This is a genomic window from Halobacteroides halobius DSM 5150, from assembly GCF_000328625.1.
Taxonomy (GTDB): Bacteria; Bacillota; Halanaerobiia; order Halobacteroidales; family Halobacteroidaceae; genus Halobacteroides; species Halobacteroides halobius.
The window spans coordinates 678,481-703,198 of sequence record NC_019978.1 but is presented as its reverse complement, the minus strand read 5'-3'; the positions used below and the strand labels follow the sequence as shown (position 1 = coordinate 703,198).

General features: G+C 33.0%; 24 protein-coding genes and 1 riboswitch. Of the genes, 1 reads left to right on the top strand and 23 read right to left on the bottom strand.

What is annotated here, in order from left to right:
* Positions 1–106: 106 nt before the first annotated feature.
* The 14 genes from HALHA_RS03565 to HALHA_RS03500 all read right to left on the bottom strand — a co-directional run bounded on the left by HALHA_RS03565 (position 107) and on the right by HALHA_RS03500 (position 13,905).
* Positions 107–859 carry a tetratricopeptide repeat protein gene (locus HALHA_RS03565; RefSeq protein ID WP_015326425.1) on the bottom strand — a complete coding sequence of 251 codons (753 nt, stop codon included), beginning with the start codon at positions 857–859 and terminating at the stop codon, positions 107–109.
* A 104-nt stretch (positions 860–963) separates the two neighbouring features.
* Positions 964–2,628 carry a ribonuclease J gene (locus HALHA_RS03560; RefSeq protein WP_015326424.1) on the bottom strand — a complete coding sequence of 555 codons (1,665 nt, stop codon included), beginning with the start codon at positions 2,626–2,628 and terminating at the stop codon, positions 964–966.
* A gap of 245 nt (positions 2,629–2,873) precedes the next feature.
* Positions 2,874–3,752 carry a 4-hydroxy-tetrahydrodipicolinate synthase gene (gene dapA, locus HALHA_RS03555; RefSeq protein ID WP_015326423.1) on the bottom strand — a complete coding sequence of 293 codons (879 nt, stop codon included), beginning with the start codon at positions 3,750–3,752 and terminating at the stop codon, positions 2,874–2,876.
* A 16-nt stretch (positions 3,753–3,768) separates the two neighbouring features.
* Positions 3,769–4,980 carry an aspartate kinase gene (dapG, locus tag HALHA_RS03550; RefSeq protein ID WP_015326422.1) on the bottom strand — a complete coding sequence of 404 codons (1,212 nt, stop codon included), beginning with the start codon at positions 4,978–4,980 and terminating at the stop codon, positions 3,769–3,771.
* Between the two features lie 18 nt (positions 4,981–4,998).
* On the bottom strand, positions 4,999–6,006 hold the full coding sequence (locus HALHA_RS03545) for an aspartate-semialdehyde dehydrogenase (protein ID WP_015326421.1): 1,008 nt from the start codon (positions 6,004–6,006) through the stop codon (positions 4,999–5,001).
* A 47-nt stretch (positions 6,007–6,053) separates the two neighbouring features.
* Positions 6,054–6,647, bottom strand: coding sequence for a dipicolinate synthase subunit B (locus HALHA_RS03540; protein ID WP_015326420.1), 594 nt, complete (start codon positions 6,645–6,647; stop codon positions 6,054–6,056).
* 29 nt (positions 6,648–6,676) lie between these two features.
* Positions 6,677–7,555, bottom strand: coding sequence for a dipicolinate synthase subunit DpsA (gene dpsA / locus HALHA_RS03535; RefSeq protein ID WP_015326419.1), 879 nt, complete (start codon positions 7,553–7,555; stop codon positions 6,677–6,679).
* 73 nt (positions 7,556–7,628) lie between these two features.
* Entirely contained in the window at positions 7,629–8,423 is a 795-nt protein-coding gene (gene dapB / locus HALHA_RS03530) for a 4-hydroxy-tetrahydrodipicolinate reductase (RefSeq protein WP_015326418.1), read from the bottom strand.
* A 90-nt stretch (positions 8,424–8,513) separates the two neighbouring features.
* Positions 8,514–8,685: riboswitch (Lysine riboswitch) on the bottom strand.
* Positions 8,686–8,744: 59 nt separating this feature from the next.
* Positions 8,745–9,005 (bottom strand): YlmC/YmxH family sporulation protein, encoded by a 261-nt coding sequence (locus HALHA_RS03525; RefSeq protein ID WP_015326417.1) that lies wholly within the window; start codon positions 9,003–9,005, stop codon positions 8,745–8,747.
* Between the two features lie 92 nt (positions 9,006–9,097).
* Positions 9,098–10,972, bottom strand: a complete 1,875-nt coding sequence (locus HALHA_RS12955) for a methyl-accepting chemotaxis protein (RefSeq protein ID WP_015326416.1) — start codon at positions 10,970–10,972, stop codon at positions 9,098–9,100.
* Between the two features lie 58 nt (positions 10,973–11,030).
* Positions 11,031–11,465 (bottom strand): dUTP diphosphatase, encoded by a 435-nt coding sequence (gene dut, locus HALHA_RS03515; RefSeq protein ID WP_015326415.1) that lies wholly within the window; start codon positions 11,463–11,465, stop codon positions 11,031–11,033.
* Between the two features lie 59 nt (positions 11,466–11,524).
* Positions 11,525–12,379: a VanW family protein gene (locus HALHA_RS03510; RefSeq protein ID WP_015326414.1), complete on the bottom strand. Its 855-nt coding sequence runs from the start codon at positions 12,377–12,379 to the stop codon at positions 11,525–11,527.
* Positions 12,380–12,387: 8 nt separating this feature from the next.
* Complete coding sequence (locus tag HALHA_RS03505; protein ID WP_015326413.1) at positions 12,388–13,125, bottom strand: polysaccharide deacetylase family protein; 738 nt, start codon at positions 13,123–13,125, stop codon at positions 12,388–12,390.
* A 9-nt stretch (positions 13,126–13,134) separates the two neighbouring features.
* A complete protein-coding gene (locus HALHA_RS03500; RefSeq protein WP_015326412.1) occupies positions 13,135–13,905 on the bottom strand; it encodes a polysaccharide deacetylase family protein in 771 nt (256 codons plus the stop codon).
* A gap of 217 nt (positions 13,906–14,122) precedes the next feature.
* Here HALHA_RS03500 and HALHA_RS03495 point away from each other — a divergent pair, with 217 nt between their 5' ends.
* Positions 14,123–14,806, top strand: a complete 684-nt coding sequence (locus HALHA_RS03495) for an N-acetylmuramoyl-L-alanine amidase family protein (protein ID WP_015326411.1) — start codon at positions 14,123–14,125, stop codon at positions 14,804–14,806.
* A gap of 48 nt (positions 14,807–14,854) precedes the next feature.
* Here HALHA_RS03495 and HALHA_RS13885 read toward each other — a convergent pair whose 3' ends face one another.
* From HALHA_RS13885 to infB, 9 genes are all read right to left on the bottom strand, one after another.
* Positions 14,855–15,784: a LysM peptidoglycan-binding domain-containing protein gene (locus HALHA_RS13885; RefSeq protein WP_015326410.1), complete on the bottom strand. Its 930-nt coding sequence runs from the start codon at positions 15,782–15,784 to the stop codon at positions 14,855–14,857.
* Positions 15,785–15,901: 117 nt separating this feature from the next.
* Positions 15,902–16,837 (bottom strand): cell wall hydrolase, encoded by a 936-nt coding sequence (locus HALHA_RS03485; protein ID WP_015326409.1) that lies wholly within the window; start codon positions 16,835–16,837, stop codon positions 15,902–15,904.
* A gap of 92 nt (positions 16,838–16,929) precedes the next feature.
* The gene (locus tag HALHA_RS03480; RefSeq protein WP_015326408.1) at positions 16,930–17,769 is read right to left on the bottom strand and encodes a deoxyribonuclease IV; all 840 of its coding nucleotides are present in this window, start codon (positions 17,767–17,769) and stop codon (positions 16,930–16,932) included.
* A gap of 77 nt (positions 17,770–17,846) precedes the next feature.
* Entirely contained in the window at positions 17,847–19,964 is a 2,118-nt protein-coding gene (pnp, locus tag HALHA_RS03475; protein WP_015326407.1) for a polyribonucleotide nucleotidyltransferase, read from the bottom strand.
* Positions 19,965–20,080: 116 nt separating this feature from the next.
* Positions 20,081–20,347: a 30S ribosomal protein S15 gene (gene rpsO / locus HALHA_RS03470; protein ID WP_015326406.1), complete on the bottom strand. Its 267-nt coding sequence runs from the start codon at positions 20,345–20,347 to the stop codon at positions 20,081–20,083.
* Positions 20,348–20,471: 124 nt separating this feature from the next.
* Positions 20,472–21,389, bottom strand: coding sequence for a bifunctional riboflavin kinase/FAD synthetase (locus HALHA_RS03465; RefSeq protein ID WP_015326405.1), 918 nt, complete (start codon positions 21,387–21,389; stop codon positions 20,472–20,474).
* Between the two features lie 25 nt (positions 21,390–21,414).
* Complete coding sequence (locus tag HALHA_RS03460; RefSeq protein WP_015326404.1) at positions 21,415–22,401, bottom strand: DHH family phosphoesterase; 987 nt, start codon at positions 22,399–22,401, stop codon at positions 21,415–21,417.
* Positions 22,391–22,744 carry a 30S ribosome-binding factor RbfA gene (gene rbfA, locus HALHA_RS03455; RefSeq protein ID WP_015326403.1) on the bottom strand — a complete coding sequence of 118 codons (354 nt, stop codon included), beginning with the start codon at positions 22,742–22,744 and terminating at the stop codon, positions 22,391–22,393. Before rbfA ends, HALHA_RS03460 begins: the two co-directional genes overlap by 11 nt.
* A gap of 17 nt (positions 22,745–22,761) precedes the next feature.
* Complete coding sequence (gene infB / locus HALHA_RS03450; RefSeq protein WP_015326402.1) at positions 22,762–24,696, bottom strand: translation initiation factor IF-2; 1,935 nt, start codon at positions 24,694–24,696, stop codon at positions 22,762–22,764.
* Positions 24,697–24,718: the final 22 nt, after the last annotated feature.

Sequence of the window (24,718 nt, the reverse complement as noted above, 5' to 3'; positions counted from 1 at the left end):
CCCTCCTTTATACCTTTTATTTTTATTATAATATATGTGTTATAGATTTAACAAGTGTTTCTTTATTTGTTTCATTATCTAAAAAATAATTCATTATTAATTTTAATTAATTACTTAATAATCTGTTTACTCTTTTTAAATTAATCTGAGCCTTTTGATAATTAGACTTTAACTTTAGTGCTTGTTGATAAGCTTCTTGAGCTTCTAACAGTTGGCCTGTATTCTCATAAGCAATTCCCAGATTATTATATAAATAAGATAGTTTAGAATCTAATTTAGCTCCTAGTCTTAAAATAGAAACTGCTTTTTTATACTGACTAATTCGAATATAAGCCAAACCTAAATTATTAATAGCATAACAATTTTTCTTATTTTTATGTACTGCCTGTTTATAATACTTGATTGATTTTTTTAATAATCCTTGTTTCATATAAGCTCTTCCTAATATATTATAAGCTTCATCTTGATCTTGCTTAACTTGAATCGCTCTCTTTAAAACTTTTATCGCTTCTTTTATTTTTCCTTGGTCTAGATAAACTCGCCCTAAGTTAATTAATACCCTATAATGCTCGGGATTAATTTGATGAGCCTTCTCTAACTGAGTTTCAGCAAAACTATATTTTTCTAACCTATCATAACTTAATCCCAGTATGTAATGAGGATATAACAAATCAGGATCTATAGAAATTGATTCTATTAAATTCACAACTGCTTGTTGGTAATTACCATTTCTAAAATTATTCAATCCTAGCTTGTATTCTTGATAAGCTGTTTTAGAATTTGCTAAACTAATAGTACTAGAGACTAATAAACCCACCACTAAAACGAAGAATACTAATACTTGTAGTTGTTTTTTCATTATAACAACTCCTTTTAAGTTCTTCTAGTTTATTATATTCTTGTTAGATAAATTAAATTCCTACAAAAAAATAAAATTAGGGTGGCATTTAACCACCCTAACCTTTATACTTCCATGATAATTGGCATAATCATTGGATTACGCTTAGTTCGTCTATATAAATAACTATCTAAGGCATCTCTAATCTTAGATTTTAATACTGACCATTCAGTAATATGCTTTTCCTCACATTTAGACAATACTTTTTCTACTCTTTCAGTAGCATCATTAATTAATTTTTCTGAACCTCTTACATAAACAAAACCACGTGTAATAATATCTGGACCAGCTACCACTTGCCCTTTACTATTAATTGTAACTACTACCATCAATATTCCATTTTCAGATAATAATCTTCTATCCCGTAGTACAATACTACCTACATCACCAACACCTAAACCATCTACTAGTATTCTCCCTGCAGGAACTGTACCTTGGGTATAACCTTTATCTTCTGTTAAAACAATCCGATCTCCTAAATCAGGAAGAAAGATATTATTTTTAAGAACTCCTACTTTCTTAGCTAAATCAGCATGCAAATGTAAATGTCTGTACTCTCCATGAACCGGGAAGAAATATTTAGGACGAGTTAAGTTTAACATTAATTTTAATTCTTCTCGACTAGCATGACCTGAAACATGTACTCCAGATAATGCTTCATAAATTACATTTGCTCCCTGCTTAAATAATTGATTAATTGTATGACCAACAGCTTTAGCATTACCAGGAATAGCAGTTGCAGAGACAACAACTGTATCTCCTTTATTTAAACTTATTCTATGGTCTCCTCTTGACATTCTAGTTAAGGCTGCTCTTGGTTCTCCTTGACTACCAGTCATTAATAATACTACCTTATCAGGTGAAAAATTATTGATCTCATTTATATCAATAATTAAATTATCGGGAACCTCAAAATAACCTAATTCTCTACCAATTTTTACATTATTGAGCATACTCCGACCACTTAAGGCTACTTTACGATTATATTTAACTGCCATATCAAATACTTGCTGAATCCGATGGAAATTTGAAGCAAAACTAGCTACTAATATCTTTTCATTTGCATTTTCAAAAGCATTATTCAAAGTTTGACCTACTTGCCTTTCTGAATTAGTGTATCCTTCTCTTTCTACATTAGTACTATCTGAGAATAAAGCTAGAACTCCTTCATCACCTAATTCAGCAAATTTATGGATATCAGTCATTTCCCCTTTAATCGGAGTTTGGTCAAATTTAAAATCACTAGCATACACAATTGCACCTAATGGTGTATGAATTGCTAAAGCACATGCATCAGCAATACTATGATTGACTCGAATAAAATCAACTTTAAAAGAACCTACTTTAGTAGAATTACCAGGATTTACTTGTCTTAAATAAGACCTAGATAGTAGATTATGGGATTTTAACTTCTCCCTTAAAAGTCCTAAAGTTAATTTAGTTCCATAGATTGGAACATTTAATTTCTTTAAAATAAATGGTAAAGCTCCAATATGATCTTCATGTCCGTGAGTTAAAACAATTCCTTTTACACGCTCCCTATTTCTTAATAAATAAGAAATATCTGGAATCACAAGATCAACACCATGTAAATCTTCTTCAGGAAATTTTACTCCAGCATCTACTACCAAAATTTCATCATTCATTTCCACTAGCATCATATTCTTACCGATCTCTCCGATTCCTCCTAGTGGAATTATTGAAACCGAATCATTATTTTTTTGTGACATTTAATAATACCTCCGTATAAAATTTTACCCGTCCTAATTGTTTAATATTCCGAATTTTAATACTTTGTAGACTCAAAATTAATTCAAAACTGATTTTTATAAGCGAAGTTTAATTCGGCGTTAAAACTTCCCCGTGATTAGTTCTAATTTATATTATAAAGGATTTTTTCTATAAATACAAGATAAGATTTTAACCTAGGGCCAATCACTAAAAAAAGAAGCTACCTAACTAAAGGTAGCCTAACTTATAATAATTTATAATTAACTAATACTTCTTTTAATTTTCTTTCTAAATCAGATGGTAATTCAATCAATGGAGCACGTAATCCACCTACTGTTGGCCCAGTTAAATTTAATGCCTTCTTTACTGGAATTGGATTAGTGGTCATAAATACAGCTTCAAATAATTCATTTAACTTTGCATTCTTTCGTGCAGCTAATTCCACTTTTCCTTCTTTATAAGCAGTAATCATCTCTTTAATTTCATTTCCAGCTAAATGAGAGGCTACACTAATTACTCCGGTACCACCAATCGATAGAATTGGTAATGTTAATCCATCATCACCACTATAGATCATAAAACTGTCATCTGTTAGTGCCCTAATTTTAGCTGCTTGCTCTACACTGCCACTTGCTTCTTTAACTGCTACAATATTATCAATTTCAGCTAATTTAGCAACTGTAGCTGGTTCTATATTCCTACCTGTTCGACTAGGCACATTATACAAAATAACAGGTAACTTGGTAGCTTGAGCTACTGCTTTAAAATGATTCTCTAATCCAGCTTGAGGTGGTTTATTATAATAAGGAGTTACTAACATGACTCCATCTACCCCTATTCTCTCTGCTTTGTTAGTAAATTCAATACTTTTAGCAGTTGAATAACAGCCCGTTCCAGCAATAACTGTTGTTTCTTCTCCTACTTCATCAATTATTATCTCTAATAAATTTAATTTTTCTTGTTGAGATAAGGTTGGTACTTCACCAGTTGTCCCTAATACCAACAACCCATCTGATCCATTATCAATTAAATATCGAGCCAATTTAATTGCCTGTTCATAATCAACTTCCTTATTCTCATTAAAGGGTGTTACCATAGCAGTTAATACTTCACCAAATTCCATTAACAAGACACCTCCATTAGTCCCCTAACTTAAAATAATCATGTAGGGCACATAAACTTATTTCTTCATCCTCAGCTTCAATTAAACAGGAAATAGTAGTATGAGAATCTGTAGTTTGGTAGATAGAAACCTCATTATCTGCTAAGGCTTTAACAACCTGAGCCATTACACCTGGTATTCCTGTCATCCCTGCGCCTACTATAGAAACTTTAATATAATTATTAAATATTTCATAATTATAATTTTCTTCATCTAATAACTCGGCAGCTTTGTTCTGTAAACTATCATTAATCATAAAACTAATCAAATCTGGCCTAACATTAATAAAATCAACACTTACTTCAGCATCAGCTAAAACTTTAAAACAACCTAAAGCAGTAGCATCTTTTTGTTGTGCCTTTGGATAAATCTTAATCAATACCAAATTGTTCCTGCTTGTAATTCCAGTCACCGGCTTATCTCCTTTAATCTCTATTTCTTCTTGCTCAAAAGCATTAGAAATCACAGTTCCTTCTGCATCACTAAAAGTAGAACGAATAATAACTGGAACTCTTTCTCGTTTAGCTATTTCTGCAGCTCGAGGATGGATTACTCTCGCTCCTTGATAAGCAAGCTCACAAACTTCATCATAACTAATATGTTTTAGTGTCTTAGCATTAGGTACAATTCGAGGATCAGCTGTCATTATTCCCTCAACATCAGTATAGATCTCTACCATTTCAGCATGTAAAGCAGCTCCTAGGGCACAAGCTGTAGTATCAGAACCCCCTCTACCTAAAGTTGTTATCTCTCTATTCTTTGATACACCTTGAAACCCAGCTACTACTGGTATCTTATTTTCATCCAATATTTCTTGTATCCGATGAGTATTGACCTCTTTAATCTTAGCATCTCCAAATTCCTCATTAGTAATAATTCCAGCTTGAGCTCCTGTTAATGGCTCAGCTTCATATCCTCTAGCCTTTAAAGCTTGAGTAATCACTGTTGTTGAAATAACTTCTCCACAAGACATTAATAAATCTTGTGCTCTAGAATCTATTCTTTCGTGTACATTTTCAGCAAAATCAATTAAGGTATCTGTAGCATAAGGATCCCCGTCTCTACCAATAGCAGAAACGACAAGAACAGGTTTATAACCTTGATTAAGAGACTCTAAAACTTTATCAATTACCTGTTCTCGCCTCTCAGAAGTTGCTACAGAAGTCCCTCCAAATTTCTGTATGACTATCCCAAGACCTTAATCACCTCACTTTTCTTCAATCATCTTCTCCGCAATTTGAATCGTATTTAAAGCAGCACCTTTCCTTAAGTTATTAGCTACAACCCATAAATTTAAACCATTATCGATACTGTGGTCTTCACGAATCCTCCCTACTAAAACATCATCAATTTCAGTAACTTGATTTTGTAGAGGATATTTTAATTTATCTGGATCATCTTCAACTCTAACGCCTGGAGTATTTGCTAATAACTCTTTAGCTTCTTTAACAGTTACTCTATCATTAGTTTCTATATTTATTGATTCAGCATGCCCATTAAAGATTGGAACTCTAGCCGCTGTAGCAGTAACCTTAATATTATTATCATTCATAATTTTTTGAGTTTCATTAACCATCTTCATTTCCTCTTTAGTATAGCCATCATCAAAGAAAATATCAATATGCGGTAATACATTAAAAGCTATTTGGTGAGGATAAATCTCTGGATTGGCTTCTTCACCATTTAGTACCGCCTTGCTTTGTTGTTCTAATTCATCCATAGCATCCTTACCAGTTCCTGATACCGCCTGATAAGTAGAAATGACTAACCGTTTGATTCCTACTTGATCATAAATAGGCTTTAAAGCCGCCACCATCTGAATTGTAGAACAATTAGGATTTGCAATAATCCCTGTATGCTCAAAAATATCTTCAGGATTAACTTCAGGTACTACCAATGGCACTTCATCATCCATTCGGTAAGCACTACTATTATCAACTACTACCGCTCCTCTTTTAACAGCTTCAGGAGCTAATTTTTTACTAGCACCAGAACCAGCACTAAATAAAGCAATATCAATATCCTCAAAAGAATCTGGGGTCGTCACTTCTACTACATACTCCTCACCTTTACAAGTCATCACTGTTCCAGCAGAACGCTCTGTTGCTAATAACCTTAAATTAGCAAATGGAAAATCCCTTTCCTCTAAAATACTAACCATTTCACGACCTACAGCTCCAGTTGCACCTACTACCGCTACATTATACTTCTCCATACTCAATACCTCCTAAATTAGTTTGAGTTAAAATTATAAATTGATTTTTAAACTCCTTTGTATTCAATAATAACAGGTTGTAATTGTTTACCTTCTAGTGCATACCTAGCAGTATCAACAATCAAATCCATTCTAGCTACTAAAGAATTGGGTTTTCCTATAGGATTATCCTGCCCTAAAGGGACAAAATAAATATGTGGTGTATTAAGTATCATGCCGATATTTTTCCCATTATTGCCCAATGCATCATTAGTAGCTACTGCCAATACTACTGGCCTACTATTTCTTAATTGAGCTTTAACTGCCATCGTTACAGGTGTATCTGTGATTCCATTAGCAATTTTAGCTAGAGTATTTCCTGTACATGGAGCTACCACTAGTATATCAAATAATTTTTGCGGACCAATTGGCTCTGCTTCTGGAATAGTTGTTATTGGTTGATTACCTGTTATTTCTACTACTTCCTTACGCCACTCTTTAGCTGTCCCAAATCTAGTATCATTTTCTTGTACTGACTTAGATATGATAGGATAAACATCTGCTCCTGCTCCTACTAATTTCTCCATAGTAGGAATAACCTTAGCTAATGTACAATGGGAACCAGTTAAAGCAAAACCTACTTTTTTGCCAGCTAAATCCACAAACAAGCACCTCCCTAAAAGACTACATTTTATGATTCTTCTAGAATAAAACGAGGGATAACATTACCTAGAATCTCTCCAGCACTGGTAGGAGCTACTTTACCAGGTAATCCTAAAGCTAACTCAGCTTGAATACCTAGTTGTTGGGCAGTTTCAAAGTCTGTACCTCCAGGAGCCGAAGCTAAATCAATAATTAAAGTATTAGGATTAACTTGCTCTAAAAGCTTTCTATCCAGAACCTTTACAGGTACTGTATTAAAGATAAAATCAGCTTTATTTATCTCACTACTTAAATTTTTAAAATTAACTGGCGTAAGCCCCATTTCTAAAGCACGGGCCAAATCTTTATTTTTTCTAGCTACTCCAAAAGTATTACTGCCTAATCCTTTTAACATTCTAGCTACAGTCAAACCAACCCGCCCTAAACCTAATACGAATGAATTGTTATTGTGTAAGTTAATTGAAGCTTCTCTAATAGCAAGTTCAATAGCTCCTTCAGCAGTAGGAACTGCATTTAATATAGCTACTTCATCTAAAGCAGCTAATTCAATCAATTCTAAATCATACTTAGTACACCACTTCTTAAGTTGAGGCTTAGCAAACCCAATAAAGAATTTAGTAGCGGGCTGTAATTTTGCAAAGAATTCTTCTGTTAAGGTTATATCTTTGTCTACAAAAGTCTTTTTAATTTGATAGTCTTGATTAATACCAGTCATAGGGGCTATTACAGCATCTACTTTATTATCAATCTCGGTTAATGAGTTAACTACTTTAATACCTTCTATTTTAGTAACCTCTCCTAATACTTGTAACTTAGCTCCTGTTTCTTTTAACATAGATAACAATTTAACTTCCCTATCATCTCCACCTAGTAAAGCTATACTTTTATCTTGTAATTTATAACTCAATGACTATCCCCCTTTCCTCAAAATTATTATATGTAACCTTACTCTAGGAAGTGCTTGTTTAATTTAAATAATTTTAAAGATCAATTAAGTTCTCTAAACCATAAACTACTCCATCGATATCAACTAACTTTTTAATAGCTAATTCAACTCCTGGCATAAATGACTTACGATTAATAGAATCATGTTTTAAACTCAAAGTCTGACCCTCTCCACCAAAAATTACTTCTTGATGGGCTACTAAACCTGGTAAACGTACACTATGAATATTAATTTTATCTTGTAGACCACCACGAGCTCCTTCTAATTTTTCTATCTCTTCTACTTCTTTATCAGGTTTATCTAGATTCTTACCAATTAACTCTGCTGTTTTGATAGCTGTCCCTGAAGGAGCATCTATTTTATTATCATGATGTAGTTCAATAATCTCTACATCATCCATAAACTTAGCAGCTTTCTGAGCAAAATTCATCATTAAAATTGCTCCAATAGCAAAATTAGGAGCAATCACAATCTTACTTTTATCTTGGTTCCACTCTTCAATCTTAGTTAAATCAGCTTCTGTAATTCCTGTTGTACCAATCACAATATCTATATTATATTCTAGAGTAGTCTGAATATGCTCCATCACTACTTGAGGATTAGTAAACTCTACAACTACATCAGGTTTAACCTCTTCTAAGGTTTCAGCTAAGTTTTCTGTTATCTTAACAGGATCTTCATCTAACCCTAATAGTTGATGAATATCTTTACCTACTTCTGTTACATCAACTGCTCCTACCAATTTAAAATCATCTACTTCAGAAATCATTTCTACTACTGCTTGGCCCATTCTGCCATTGGCCCCGGAAACTACAATACTAGTTTTCACTTTATCACTCCCTTACTTTAAATAATTAGTATATTTTCTATTAACTATAACAAAAGCGATTGGTAGCTACCAATCGCTTCATAATCGAAACGATAAGATAGCCCTTCACTAAAAATTAGTGACAGTTCTGTATTTATTAAATACAGCCCCAATCTAACCTAGCAGCCACTAGGATAGACTTCGGCAATAATTCCTTTCATTATAGATTATAGCTGGCTAACCCTCTATAACTACTGATAATTATTGCTCCTCAATCTTATCTTTACTCTTTATTATACTGTCTATTATATTTTCTAATATTTAATTCAATTTGTCAAGGGTTTAAAACAATTGATCTTCCGCATCAATGGATAAATTTACAATAACTATTTCATCACCAATCTTAACTACTGATTCCCACGGAATTATTAATTCTTCATTTCTCCCACCAAATCCAAACATCCCCTGCTGATTAGGTATCAAAATAGATTCTAAGCTACCAGTATTAGGGTTAAAAACCATTTCCGTCTCATCAATTAAACCTAATCTTCCTCCATTATGCAAATTTACAATTTCTTTTCCCTCTAGTTCACTTAATCTCATTTAACCACTCCCTATTTTGACGGTACTAGATTAATACCTAATTATACTTATGGTGAATTAATATAAAATATCAAAATATCTATAAAAAACCTCTAACTTTGTTCTACTTTAAATTTAGCTACTAACCCTTGTAACTTTTCTGCCATTTGGGCCAACTCTTGAGAAGAATTAGTTATCTCATCAGACATACTATTAATCTCTTGAGAAGCACTCTTAGCCTGCTCACTATTTTGAGCTAATTCTTGGGCTACAACTGCTATCTCTTCCATTTGACTTGATGTGTTCTCAATAGCAGCTTCAATCTCATCAAATACTGCTCCTGTTTCTTGAGCAACTTCTTTTCCTTCTTTAACCTTAGCCTCTACCTGATTTATAGACTCCAAGCCAGCACTTGATTTATCTTGAGTCTCCTTAATCAAATCTTCTATCTGATTAGTTGCTTGAGCTGTCTCTTCAGCTAATTCTCTGATTTCATCAGCTACTACTGCAAAACCTTGACCTGCATTCTTACTGGTAGAATCTGCCCTAGCTGCTTCAATAGCCGCATTTAAAGCCAATAAATTAGTTTGTTCAGCTATATTTTGGATTAACTCTACAATTTTGCTAATTTGTTGTGATTTATTATCTAAGCTATTAAGCACCTTAACTGTTTCTTCTACAGCTTGATTAATCTCTTCCATGCTAGAGACAGTCTCTTGGATATTTTGACTACCAATCTTAGTTTGAGAATTAGCTTCCTGAGCCAAACCACTTACTTCTTGACTACTAGCCGAAATCTGCTCTACTCCAGCCGATACTTCCGATAAGTTTTGATCATTAGCTTCTATAATTGCATTTCCCTCTTCAGCTGAAGCTGATAATTCTTCACTATAAGCTGATAGATTATCTATTGTATCTAATAAATCAGATACCAATTTCCGGTGTTGTTCAGTTCCTTGACTAAAAGTATTAGCTAACATTCCTAATTCATCATCTCTATCCAAATTTAAATCAACAGTTAAATCTCCTCGTGCCTTTTGTCGCATTGCTCCTACTAATTTTAAAATAGGCTGACTAAAATTATGGGCCAACCAAGTTGAGATTCCTACTGCCAATAAAGTAGCAACTAAAATTGTTAATAACTTACTAAATAAATTTTCTTTTAATACTTTAAATGCTACCCCTGTTGGTTGTTGAGCTACTAAGGCCCAATTTAACCGTTGTAAAGGTTCATAGGTAGCTAACATTTCGGTACCCTTGTTAGTTACATATGTTATCGTTCCTACTTTACCAGCTAAAGCCTTCTGAACAGGTTTTAACTCTTCTTTCTTTACCTGTTTTAAAACCATATCTTTATAATTAGGGTGAACAATGACTACTCCCTGACTATCAGTTAGATAAACCTGGCCTGCTTGTCCCAATTTGACTCCCGTAACCATTGATTGTAAAGCCATCAAACTAATATCTGCTCCTAAAACTCCTGTTATCTGACCATTGTTATTTTTTATCGGGGTAGATATAGTAAGACAAAGAGACTTAGTTGTAGTAGAAATATGAGCATTAGAAATATAAGAATAGCCTCTCATTGCTCCTTTAAACCACGAACGATGACTAAAATCATTGCCTAATTGGTCAGTATCTGCACTAAAAGTAATTAATTGCCCTTCCTCATTAGTAACATATAAATACTGAAATATAGGATACTTTTGTTTAAACTTATTAAATATTTGTTGGTGCTTTTTATTCTTCATACTTTCAATGCCCTCTAAATCAGCTATTACATTAACAGTCTTAGTTAAAACAGACATCTTTTCTTGAACTCGTTTAGCTAATTGATTAGCTAGCAACTCATTTTCTTTAATTACTTGTTCTTTAATTAAATTTCTGTTACGAGTATAACTAATAATTCCAGAAATTAAAACTGGAATTACTGCTAAAGCAATCATACTTATCATTAATTTTTGTTTTAAATTTAATTTACTTAACATTATGCACTTACCCTCCTTATAGATTAAAAGTCTACTGCTTAAGCAGTAGACTTGGTTATTATTTTCCTGTATGCCCAAATCCACCACTACCTCGTGTAGTAGTATCTAGCTGTTGGACTATCTTCCAAGTTACTTTTTTATACTCTTCTATAATTAACTGAGCTATCCTATCCCCTGTTTCTATTTGATATGGTTTAGCCCCTTGATTAATTAATACAATCCCTATCTCACCTCGATAAGCAGGATCGATAGTTCCTTCAGCATTAAGTACAGTTACTCCATGATCTAAAGCAAGCCCACTTCTAGGACAGACTTTACCCATATAACCATCTGGTAATCCAATAGCTAACCCTGTCTTAAATAATTTATACTCTCCTGGCTTAATAGTTCCCGCTTCAATAGAACAAAGATCCATTCCTGCATCTTCATTACTACCATGTTGATAGCTAGGGATAACTGCTGCTGGATCTAATTTTTTAATTTCAATTTCCACCTTCTTACCTCCTAGTATAAAATTAATTTCTCATTGTTTTTTATTCTTGACTTGTTTTATTATTCCTTCTTATTTGCTAAAATAGTAATCTTCAATCTATTAGCTTCTACTTTACCCTTAATAATAATTGGGGTTGCTAATTTATTTTTAAATTTAAAATCAAAGTAATCCCAAGCTACAGTTGCATCTTCTCCTTTAGGAACATAACCAACCTCTTTAGAATGAGAATGACGTTCTATTATCTTAAATTGATCTGATTGAACTGCATTATATAAAGTACTTGACACCTGACAAATCCCTCCCCCTACTCCAGTAGACAGCTGACCATTAATTATCTCTGGTCCTTCTTTAAATCCTCTCTTCTTAGTTCGTGGGCCAACTATCTGGTTAAAAGAAAAGACTTCACCAGCTAAAACCAACTGATTACTTATCAATTCAGTAGCTAACTTTATATTCTCTTTTCGGCTTTGGCTACCCTTTATTATAGTAGTATAAGTACTAATTTCATGATTAATCTTTTTTATATCCTGAGTAGTTAAAAAGGGAGTTATTTGATAAGTTGTTGGAGCCACTTGACTTCCTTCTTTAGCTTCCGTTATTTTCTTGACTGTAGCAGTGATATCTACGATTTTTCCCTTTAATTCTGAGTTTATCTTACCTGTATTAGCATCAAGACCAGCTGCAATAGGATAGGTAATAATATGAGATGACAATTGGTAAACCTTATTTTTTACTTCTGATCTTAAATACCCCGTTAGATCTTCTCCTAAAAAAGTAACTTTTGGCTCTACACCCCAAATATAACGTCTGAATTTATCTAATTCAGCAAATAATCCTACTAATAAAATTATAATTAAAGCCACAATCATTAATATAATTACTCGTTTACGCAAAAAAATCTTAATATCTCTCATTTTAACCACTACTCCAATAATTGGGAAACAGTTACTAAGCTATATCCTTTATCTTCGAGTTTATTAATTATAGTAGGTAATGCCTTAGCTGTTGGTTTTGTAGGGTGCATCAGTACAATCCCGCCTGCTTCTATTTTATTTAAGACCCGCTTAATAATCACTTGGGAGCTAGGACGTTGCCAATCAATAGTATCGGTACTCCACATAATTGTTTTATAACCTATTTCTGCAGCAACCTGAGCTACCTGCTTATCAACTTCCCCATAAGGAGGAGCAAATAAATCTGTCTTATAATCAGCTACTTTTTGAATTAATTTTTCATTTTCTTTAATTAAATTGATTAACTTATCTTTTGATAACTGTTTAGGATGAAGGTGTTTAATTCCATGATTACCTAATTCATGTCCTCTTTTTTTTATTTCTTTAACTAATTCAGGAAATTTCTTTACCCATGTACCAACAAAAAAGAAAGTTGCTTTTACATCATACTTATCTAATGTATCCAACATCTTTGGTAAATACTCTTGGCCCCAAGCTACATTAATTGTTAAAGCTACCTTCTGTTTATCTGTTGGCCCGTGATAATAAGGCTTAACTTCTTGTTGAAAGACAGGCTGTTCAACTTTAGCCGGAGAGTCTAAGAGATTTATCAACCCAAAACTAAGTAAAATAAACATACATAGTAAGCCAAAAACGACATCACGATTAAAAGGTAAGTAAAAAAATTTAATTTTTCGTTTGGACATTTTACCACCTCATCTAACCTTTTTTTGTAATCCATTATGTGGTTCAATATAATAATTCTCCTGATAAATCAATTCTGATACAGGAACAATTTCATAACCCTTCTGCTGTAATTTAGGAATTAATTTTTCTAAAGCTTGTGGTGTGTTAGCACCATTATTATGCATTAAAATAATATCCCCTGAACTTACATTTTTTAGTACTCGATTAACAATAAAATCGGCACTAACATCCTTCCAGTCTAAAGAATCAATACTCCATTGAATAACATGATACCCTAAATTACGACAAGTCTTGATTAACTGATTATCATACTCTCCAAAGGGAGGTCTAAATAAATTTGGTTTTTCTCCTGTTAATTTCTCAATTAATTCACTCGTTCGTTGCAATTCTTTTTTTATTGAATTGACTCCTAATTTTGTCATATGAGGATGGGTATAACTATGATTTTCTACCTCATGACCACTAGCAGCTATTTCTTTAACCAGGTTAGGATTCTCCTCTAACCAGTTACCACCAAAAAAGAAAGTTATCTTTACATCATACTTCCTAAAAATTTGTAATAATTGAGGAGTCTTTTTTGCCCCCCACATTCCATCTAAAGTGATTGCTACTTTTTTCTGATCAGTATTAACTTTATAAATTGGTACTAATCTCTCACTATTTACTTTAATTGCTTCTTGTAAATAGGAATTATCTACTGTTAATCCTAACAAAAAGAAACTAATACTTAGTATCAAACACAAAATTAATAGATCATATTTACTAAACTCAATAGTCATAGTTGAACCTCCTTCTTCAATATCCCTTGCTATCTATTTATTCAAGTCAAGAAGGAAATATCACTTACACTCTAACGAAAATGAAGATTCTATCTTAAAGTAAACCATTTAATCTTCTTGGAATATTTTACTGGACATATAATAAATATCTCACAATATAACTTTTATAAGGCAGGCTCTTGAAATAAAATTTAAGTTTGGATAAAGGATGATTATAATGAAAAGAAGACTTTATTTTATTTCTATTCCAATTATTATGTTAATATTAATTAGTATTTTTTTATTAAGTTCTGGAATTACATGGGTGATCAAAAGCAAACCTACTACTTCACAACTTAAAAGAACAATTATAATTGACGCTGGACACGGAGGAGTTGATCCAGGTACACATAAAAATGGAGTGTTAGAGAAAAATATCAATCTAGCTATCGCTAAAAAATTAGCTAATTTTCTAAGTCGAGGTAATTTTAACTTAATCATGACTCGCACAGAAGATAGATTATATCAAGATGATCGTAATAAAGATATTCGACATCGGGTTAAAGTAGCAAACCAAAATAAAGCAGATCTATTAGTTAGCATTCATGTTAATAGTTTTCCTAGCTCCAGCTCTTTTGGGGGCCAAACTTTCTATGCTTCTGATGATAAACAAGGAAAAAAACTAGCAGCAGCAATTCAAAAGCAATTAATAGCAATTCAACCCCAAAATCATCGTCAAATTAAATCAGCCTCTTACTATCTTTTAAAAAAGACTAAAATTCCTGCTGTAATTATAGAAGTTGGATTCATTAGTAACTCCCAAGACCGTAATAGAATTACAAACCCCAAAAAACAAGAAAAAATTGCTCGCGCAATTGGAAAAGGGGTTATTAATTACTTAAATAACCAACTAGAAAATTAATCTCATCAAAATTATAAAAGAGGGCCATTGGCCCTCTTTACTAACTTCTTAAATTGCAAAATAATGATCTCCAATTTTTTTGACTACTTCTCTGGTATAAATCCAATTAGAAGTTACCTTGGCTGGATTATAATAAAAAATAGCTCCTCCAGTAGGGTCCCAACCTTTAACAGCATCCAGTGCTGCTTTTCTAGCAGTCTTATTTGGGTTTAACCAGTATTGGCCATTATGAACAGCTGTAAAAGCCCAAGGTTCAAAGATCACACCTCTTATTGTATCAGGAAATCCAGCATGCTCAACTCTATTTAAAATTACAGCTGCTACAGCTACTTGGCCACTATATGGTTCTCCTCTTGCTTCAGAATAAACAGCTCTAGTTAATAACTTTAATTCTTCTTGTGATATCTTAACCTTAGTCTTTTCATTAAGACTAGCAGTAGCTTGAATAACTTTAGCTTGCGGCAACTTCAGCTTTTGGCCCACATAAAGATAATTAGTCTCTAATCTGTTAATATCTTTTAACTTTTGTACCGATGTCTTAAATTGATTTGCTAACTCGTATAACGTATCTCCCGACTGAACTGTATATAGTTTACTACTATTATCCACTGGGACTTTTAACTTTTGGCCCACATAAAGATAGTTAGTCTCTAAGCTATTAATATCTTTTAGCTTTTGTACAGATATCTTAAATTGATTTGCTAACTCGTATAACGTATCTCCTGATTTGACTGTGTATAATTTACTACTATTATCTACTGGGACTTTTAACTTTTGGCCCACATAAAGATAGTTAGTCTCTAAGCTGTTAATATCTTTTAACTTTTGTACTGATGTCTTAAATTGATTTGCTAACTCATATAACGTATCTCCCGACTGAACTCCATAATAATTAAAGGAAGCAGCTTGTACATTCATAACAGATAACATAATTACCAGCATAACTAAACTAACTACAATAGTCAATTTACGCGACAAAATTACACCTCCTTTAAACTAAATCGTACCATAATTTTATTATAACCTCTCTTAATTAGCAATGGTAGTTATTGTAAACTAAAAAATCCTTTAACCTCCCAATGGGAGACTAAAGGATTACTTTGCAAAAACATGATTTCCAATTTCAACTACTATTTCTCTAGTTTCAAACCACCATAAATATCTAGCGGTATCTGGATTATAAAAATAACAAGCACCACGAGTAGGATCCTGACCTCTTAAAGCAGCTCTAGCTGCCCGATATGAAGTAGCATTAGGTTCTAAATTTATTTGACCATTAGCTACTGGACTAAATTGACCTGGCTGATAAATAACATCTCTAATATTATCCGGAAAAGATGGACTAATAACTCTATTTAATAATACAGCACCTACAGCAACTTGTCCAATATATGGTTCCCCTCTAGATTCAGCGTGAATTAATCTAGCTAATAACTCAAACTCTCTATCACTAATGGTCCGATATATTACTTCTTTAGGAGTTAAATTATTAATTGGTAACTCAATTTTTTTACCTAATCTAATTATATTTGAGTCAAGATTATTTATCTTCTTAACTACAGCTACACTAGTATTAAATTCATTAGCTAGCTCATATAAGTTATCTCCTCTTTTTATATAATACTCTAAAGTTCTTAGATCACTAGTATCAATATTTGGAGTAGTCTCCTTAACAATGGTAACCTCATATTTTCCGTTACAATCTAACTTATATTTGGCCAACCTCTCTTGGGGACGATAAAAAGAATAATAAAGGTTCTCATTCTTAGAAACCTCACTAGATAGAATACTAGTTTCTTGAGGTATTACTAACTTTTGACCATACCTTATAAATTCACTCTTATTCAAACCATTAACCCTTCTAATTCTTCTTACGCTAACACCAAATTGATTAGCTAATTCTACTAATGCATCTCCCTGTTGAACAGTATAAATTATTTTTACCGCAAATCTTGGGGTTGCTAAACCTGTTTGACTGATTAGCAAAACAAACATAAGACATAACAAAACCATTACCAATGATTTTCTCACAACAAACTATTCCTCCCTTCTTAATAGTATAATTCTATATTCTCAGATAAAATCCTATTAAAATTTAAAAATTTATACTTAAAAATCATGTATTAATTTACTAAACTACGAAGAGTAGCTAAATTATGTTTATCATTACCCTCATCATTTACTGGCGTCTCTAAAATAACTGTTTTATCTGTTAGCAAAGGATGATTTAATAAATTTCTAAAACCTGATAATCCAATCTTCCCTTGGCCAATGTGTTCATGCCGGTCCTTATTAGAATCAAAAGCTCCTTTAGAGTCATTAGCATGGATAACCCCCAGCTTGTCTATCCCAAAGATACTATCAACTTGAGATAAAATCTTATCAACTTCATTTTTATTTCTTAAGTCATAACCAGCTGCAAAACCATGGCAAGTATCAAAACAAATTCCTAACTTTTTAGAATCATCAACCAACGAAATAATCTTTGCTAACTCTTCAAATGAAGCTCCTATAGATGTCCCTCTTCCTGCTACATTTTCTAATAGGATCATAACCTCTGGCTTAGTCTCAGAAATAACTTGCTTTAAACCGGCGCCAATTCTTTTTATGCCAGCCTCAATTCCTGAGCCTGTATGACTACCTGGATGTAACACAAGATACTTAGCTCCTAATTTATCTGCTCTTTTAACCCCTTGCTTTAAAGCTGTAATTGATTTATTATATAATTCCTCTTTAGGTGAAGCTAAATTTAATAAATAAGGAGTATGTATCACAAGTGGGGCTATATTATTCTCCACTAAATTATGCTGCAACTTGCTTACTTCATCGTCACTTATCTCTCTTGACTTCCATCCTCTAGGATTTGTAGAAAAAATCTGTAGTGTACCACACTCTAATTTAGCAGCTCTAAGAACTGCCTGATCAATCCCACCAGCAATTGAAGCATGTATGCCAAATTTCATTTTATCACCTCTAAAAATAAATATAAAATAAAAACATAAACCAGAAGCAATCTAGTTTATGTTTTGTTCCCATTTATTTAATTATTCTCACGCTCTTCTTGCTCTTCTAACGCTTGCTTACGGGATAAACTAATTCTACCTCGATCATCAATATCAATTACTTTAACTAACAACTCATCATCTTTTTTAACAATATTCTCTACTTTCTTAACATGTCGGTCAGCTAATTCAGAAATATGAAGTAAACCTTCTTTTCCAGGGACGATTTCTACAAAAGCTCCAAAATCAGTAGTTCGTTTTACTGTCCCCATATGATATTGCCCTACTTCAATTTCTTTTGTTAAATTCTCAATTATCTTTCTAGCTTCTTTACCGCTTGCCTGATCTTCAGCGGCTATATAGATAGTTCCATCATCTTCTATATCAATCTTAACTCCTGTTTCATCAATAATTCCCTTAATCGTCTTACCACCTTTTCCAATTACATCTTTAATCTTATCTTCATCAATCTTTAAAGTCATAATTGCAGGAGCATATTCAGATTTTTCAGTTCTAGGTTGGTCTATTGTCTCTAACATTTTATCTAAAATATGAAGTCTACCTTTTCTAGCTTGCTCTAAACCTCTGGCTAATATTTCCTTAGAAATACCTTTGATTTTAATATCTAATTGTAAAGCAGTAATTCCATCTTTAGTTCCTGCTACTTTAAAGTCCATATCACCATTGTGATCTTCTATTCCTTGGATATCAGTTAAAATAGCAACTTCATCATCTGCTTTAATTAGTCCCATAGCAATTCCTGATACTGGAGCCTTAATTGGAACTCCTGCATCCATTAAAGCTAAAGTACTTCCACAAATACTAGCCTGTGAAGTAGAACCATTAGAAGATAATACTTCAGAAACTAATCTAAGTGTATATGGGAATTCATCACTATTTGGAATCATTGGCCTTAAAGCCCTCTCTCCTAAAGTACCATGTCCAATTTCTCTTCTGCCTGGTGAGCGTAATGGATTAGTCTCCCCTACACTATAAGGAGGAAAATTATAATGATGCATATATCGTTTAGATTCTTTTTCTTCTAACCCATCTAAAACTTGCTCATCCCCTACAGCACCTAAAGTAGCTACTGTCATTGCTTGAGTTTGGCCCCGAGTAAAGACTCCAGACCCATGAGCTCGAGGTAATAGATCAACTTTACTCCAAATTGGACGCACCTCATCTAAATCTCGTCCATCAATTCGAGTACCTTCTTCAATAACCAAGCTTCTAATTACATTCTTTATAATCTTATCTAATGTATTACTGACTACCTCTTTAATTTCATCTAAATCTTCTGCATCATCATATTTGTCAGCAAAGTATTTTTTGGTATCTTCTTTAACCGCACTAATTTGCTTACTTCTTTTAGCTTTAACTTTAGTTTGTAAAGCTTCTTTTAAATCATCTCCAACATAGTCTTTGACTTCTTCTTCAATTTCTGGTCGATCTATAATCTCTAATTCAACATCAGCTTTTTCTTTTCCGATTTCAGCTACCATTTCTTTTTCTAATTTAACAATTTCCTTGATTGTTTGATGCCCAAATTCAATAGCTTCAATTACTTCCTCTTCTGTTGCTTCATTAGCACCAGCTTCTACCATCATAACTGCCTCTTCAGTTCCTGCAACCGTTAAATCAATCTTAGTTTCTTTCATTTGTGCTATAGTAGGATTAATCATATATTCTCCATCAACCAAACCTACTCTAACCCCACCAATTGGTGCTTCAAATGGAATATCAGAGATTGCTAACGCAGCAGAAGCTCCAATCATAGCTGCAATATCTGGAGCATTATCTGAATCAACTGATAAAACAGTAGCTACTACCTGAACATCATGTCTAAATCCTTCTGGAAATAAAGGACGTAACGGACGATCAATCAATCTTGCAGTTAATGTTGCCGCATCACTCGGTCTACCCTCTCGTTTAATAAAACCTCCTGGAATCTTTCCTACAGCATATAATCTTTCTTCATAGTTAACCATTAAAGGAAAATAATTAATTCCAGGTCTTGGATCAGACATAGTTGCCGTAACTAATACTACGGTATCACCATAACGTACTAAAACTGACCCATTAGCTTGTTGAGCCAATTCTCCTGTTTCAATTGTTAAATTGGAACCGCCAAGCTCCATTGACCATTTTTGTGCCATAAATCTATCCCCTTCCTTTCCAACAATCTAATCTTTATTTAATATTTTGATTTTTTTCAGGAAAATTATACATTTCCTAAAATATAAGAGCGGGATTTCCCGCTCTTAACACTAGACTAACCTCTTAGTCCTAATTTACCAATCAGCTCACGATAAACTTCAATCTTATTATTTTTTAAATAAGTTAAAAACTTCTTCCTTTTACCAACCATCTTCATTAAACCACGTCTAGAATCATGATCTTGATGATTATTCTCTAAATGATCAGTAAGTTGGTCAATTCGAGCTGTTAATAAAGCAACTTGGACTTGTGCAGAACCAGTATCATTTTCATGTACACCGTACTCTTCAATAATTTCTTGTCTTTTTTCTTTAGATAACATAACTTTCACCTCCTTAGCACTATAACCCCCAATTACCAAGTTAATTACCGGAGGAATAACTAACCTAGTAAATGGTTGCTTCCAAATTAAATTTTAACATACTAAACTAAAAAAGTAAACTGGATTAAGCGTAATTTAAAATATTTTTTGCTTGCTTAACATCTTTCTTTATTTGGGCTACTAATTCTTGGCTAGTTTCATATTTCTTTTCACTTCTGATCCATTCTATAAGTTCTAACTCTAATCTTACTCCATATATATTTTGATTAAAGTCAAAAAGATGTACTTCAATAGATAGTTCATCCTTATTAAATGTAGGCCTTAAACCTATATTAACTATCCCTGAATATTTCTTATCAGACAACTTAACTTGACAAGCATAAACTCCAGCAGGAGGTAAGGCATAACTAACAACAGGTTCTAAATTAGCAGTTGGAAATCCTATCTCTCTACCCCGTTGATCTCCTTTAACTACTTTAGCATCTAAAGTAAAGTTTCTGCCTAATTGTTGCTTAACCTCTACTAGATTACCACTTTTAATTAACTTCCTAATATTAGTACTACCTACTTCTTGATTATCTATTTTAATTGGTGGTACTACTTGTACATTAAAACCCTTCTTTTCTCCTAGCTTAGCCAGTTTTTTAGGAGTTCCTACTCCTTGGTAACCGCAACTGAAATCTTGGCCCACAATAATTTCTTTTATGGTACAATAATTATTTAATTTTTTAATAAAATCATGATAAGAAAGCCTAGCAAATTCTAAAGTAAAATCTTGATCAATAATTGTTTCTATACCTAAACTAGATATTATTTTCTTCTTTTGCTTTAAACTTGTTAATTTATCTGGAATCTTACTAGGAGCCACTATAGATAAAGGATGAGAAGTAAAAGTAAATAAAGCACTAGCACAATTTAATTCCTGCGCCCTCTGTACTGTATAATCTATTATCTTTTGATGGGCCAAGTGCACTCCATCAAAAGTTCCTAATGTAATTACCACTTCTGAATCTAAACCTTGCTGAGAAGAAAGTATGTCCATCTAATTTCCACCTTTCCCCAAAAACTTAAACAGTAGCTGAATATTTCTCTAAAGCTTTAGCAAGTGCTGTAATTATTTTTTCTTCAGCTTGCTCTAAAGTATCTTCTATTAAACAGCCGGCAGCCCTAGCATGCCCTCCTCCACCAAACTTATGAGCAACTTCATTAACTGGCAGATAAGAATTAGAACGTAAACTAACCTTAATTTCTTGGGAGGCCTGTTCTTTAAATAATAAACCTACCTCGGCTCCCTCTAGACTTCTAGGATAATTAACTATTCCAGCTGTATCATCTAAAGTAGTTCCAACATCATCTAATAGCTCTTGGCTAATTTTCATCCAAGCGATTTTACCTGATTTATCAACCTGTAAATTGCGTAATAGTTGACCTCTTAGCTTTAAGTTTTCATATGAATTAGTCCCAAATATTTGTCTAGAAATATATGCAGTATCAACATCATACTCTAATAATTGAGCTGCAATTTGATGTGTCCTACTAGTTGTATTAGAATAACGAAATGATCCAGTATCAGTTATTAAAGCTGTTATTATAGCAGTAGCTATATCTTGATTTAAATCTAACTGAGGAGTTACTTCTATTAGGTGATAAATTAATTCTGCCGTTGCTGCAACTTCTTTAACAAAATTATAATCCCCAAAATAAGTATTATCACTATGATGGTCAAGATTAACTATTATTTGCTCATCAACTAATTCTTCTACTTCTGCAATCCTATCCCAAGTACCACAATCGAGTACAAAAACAAGATCAAAATCTACTTCTAATTCAGTATCATACTCTTTAATAGAGGTACTTGAAGATAAAAAGGAGAAACAGTCAGGAAGTTCATCAGCTATTACTACTTCAACTACTTTTCCTAACTGCTCTAAAGCTAATTTTAAAGCTAAAATTGAACCTATACTATCTCCATCAGGGCCAATATGACCAGTCACTAAAAATTTATCATAGTCTAATATAAGTTCCTTAATCTCAGCTATTGTATCATTCTTCATCTGTTTCATCCTGATTGATATCTTCTAATATCTCAAAGATTCTAGCTCCCTTTTCAATTGAATCATCATATCTAAAAATAACCTCAGGAGTATGTCGCAATCTAATTTCATTACCTATTTCAGTTCGTACAAACCCTTCAGCAGATTGTAAAGCTTCCATTGTTTCTTCCTTATCACCATCTAAAATACTAACAAATACTTTAGCATGGCGTAAGTCACCAGAAACTTCAACATCAGTAACTGATACAAAACCAATTCGAGGATCTTTAATTTCTTTTTGTAATAATTCACTAACTAACTTTTTTATTAAAGATGCTACTCGCTGTTGACGATGGTGACTCATTGTTATCAACTCCTATATTATAAAGTTCTTTTAACCGCTTCAAACTCATAAACTTCTAAAATATCTCCTTCTTTAATATCATTATAATTTTCAATACCAATTCCACACTCATATCCTTCTGCTACTTCACTAGCATCATCTTCAAATCGCTTTAAGGAACCAATCTTACCATCTTGAATTATCTTACCATCTCTTAATAGTCTTACCTGAGCATTACGATTTATTCTACCATCAGTTACATAAGCCCCTGCTATAGTTCCTACTTTAGGAACTTTAAATGTATCTCTAACTTCAGCTCGACCTATTACAACCTCTTTATAATCTGGATCTAATAATCCTTCCATGGCATCTCTAACATCTGAAATCGCCTCATAAATTACACGGTAAGTTCTAACATCTACCCCTTCTTTTTCTGCTACACTACGAGCTTTATTGCCTGGTCGAACATTAAACCCAATAATAATAGCATTAGACGCTGCAGCTAACATAACATCAGTTTCAGAGATAGCTCCAACACCACCATGAACAACATTTACTTGAACTTCATCAGTACCCAATTTAACTAATGAACCTCTTACTGCTTCTACAGTTCCTTGTACATCAGCTTTAATTAGTATATTTAATTCTTTAATCTCTCCGTCTTGAATTTGATCAAATAAGTCATCTAAACTTACTGCTGCTTTTCTCTCTAACTTTTCAACTCTTCTTTGGTCTTGACGTTTTTCTGCTATCTTTCTTACTTGTTGGTCATCCTCTAAAACTTCCATTGGATCTCCTGCACTAGGCACATCAGATAAACCTAGTACCTCAACTGGAGTTGCTGGCCCTGCTTTTTCTATTCTATCCCCATGATCATCTATCATAGCTCTCACTCTACCATAAGCTAAACCTGCTACAATTGGATCTCCAACATTTAATGTACCATTTTTAACTAACATAGTAGCTACTGGACCACGACCTCTATCAAGTTCAGCCTCAACAATTACTCCATTAGCAGGTCGATTAGGATTAGCCTTTAATTCCTGCATTTCAGCAGTTAATAAAATCATTTCTAATAATTCATCTAAGTTCTCCTGCTTTAAAGCAGAAACTGGCACACTGATTGTGTCTCCACCCCATTCTTCAACTACTAAACCATGTTGTGTTAATTCTTGTTTTACTCTATCTGGTTGTGCATTGGGCTTATCTATTTTATTAATTGCTACTATAATAGGTACATCAGCTGCTTGAGCATGATTAATAGCTTCTACTGTTTGAGGCATAATCCCATCATCAGCAGCTACTACTAAAACAGCAAGATCAGTTGCTTGAGCTCCTCTAGCCCGCATTTCAGTAAATGCTTCATGGCCTGGTGTATCTAAAAAAGTAATCTTTTCATCATTAACTTCAACCTGATAAGCACCAATATGTTGAGTGATTCCTCCTGCTTCTCCAGCAGTTACATTACTTTTTCTAATTGCATCTAATAAAGTAGTTTTACCATGATCAACATGCCCCATTACTGTAATAACCGGAGGTCTTAATTCTAAATCATTTGGATCATCTTCAATATTATTTACTAACCCAAACACATCTTCTTCATCGTCACTATCCACTTCTATACTTTTAACTTGATAGCCATATTCGGCTGCTATCTCTTCTACCGTTTCAAAATCAAGCTCTTGATTAATCGTAGCCATAATTCCTAAATTAATTAACTCTGCCATTAAAGAATTAGGAGCTATATCAATCTTTTCAGCTAATTCCTTAACTGTAATATCATCTTCAACTTCAATTATATCCTTTGTTGTTTCTTCTTCTTCAAATACCATATCAGTAACCATTTCAGCTGTTTCTTTACTTACCGTATTCATGTGACTATCTACTTCTTCACCTAAGTCTTGTAATATCTCTATTAATTCTTTACTATCTAAACCTAATTCATTAGCTAATTTATGAATTCTAACGCCCATAAATTAACACCTCCATATTATT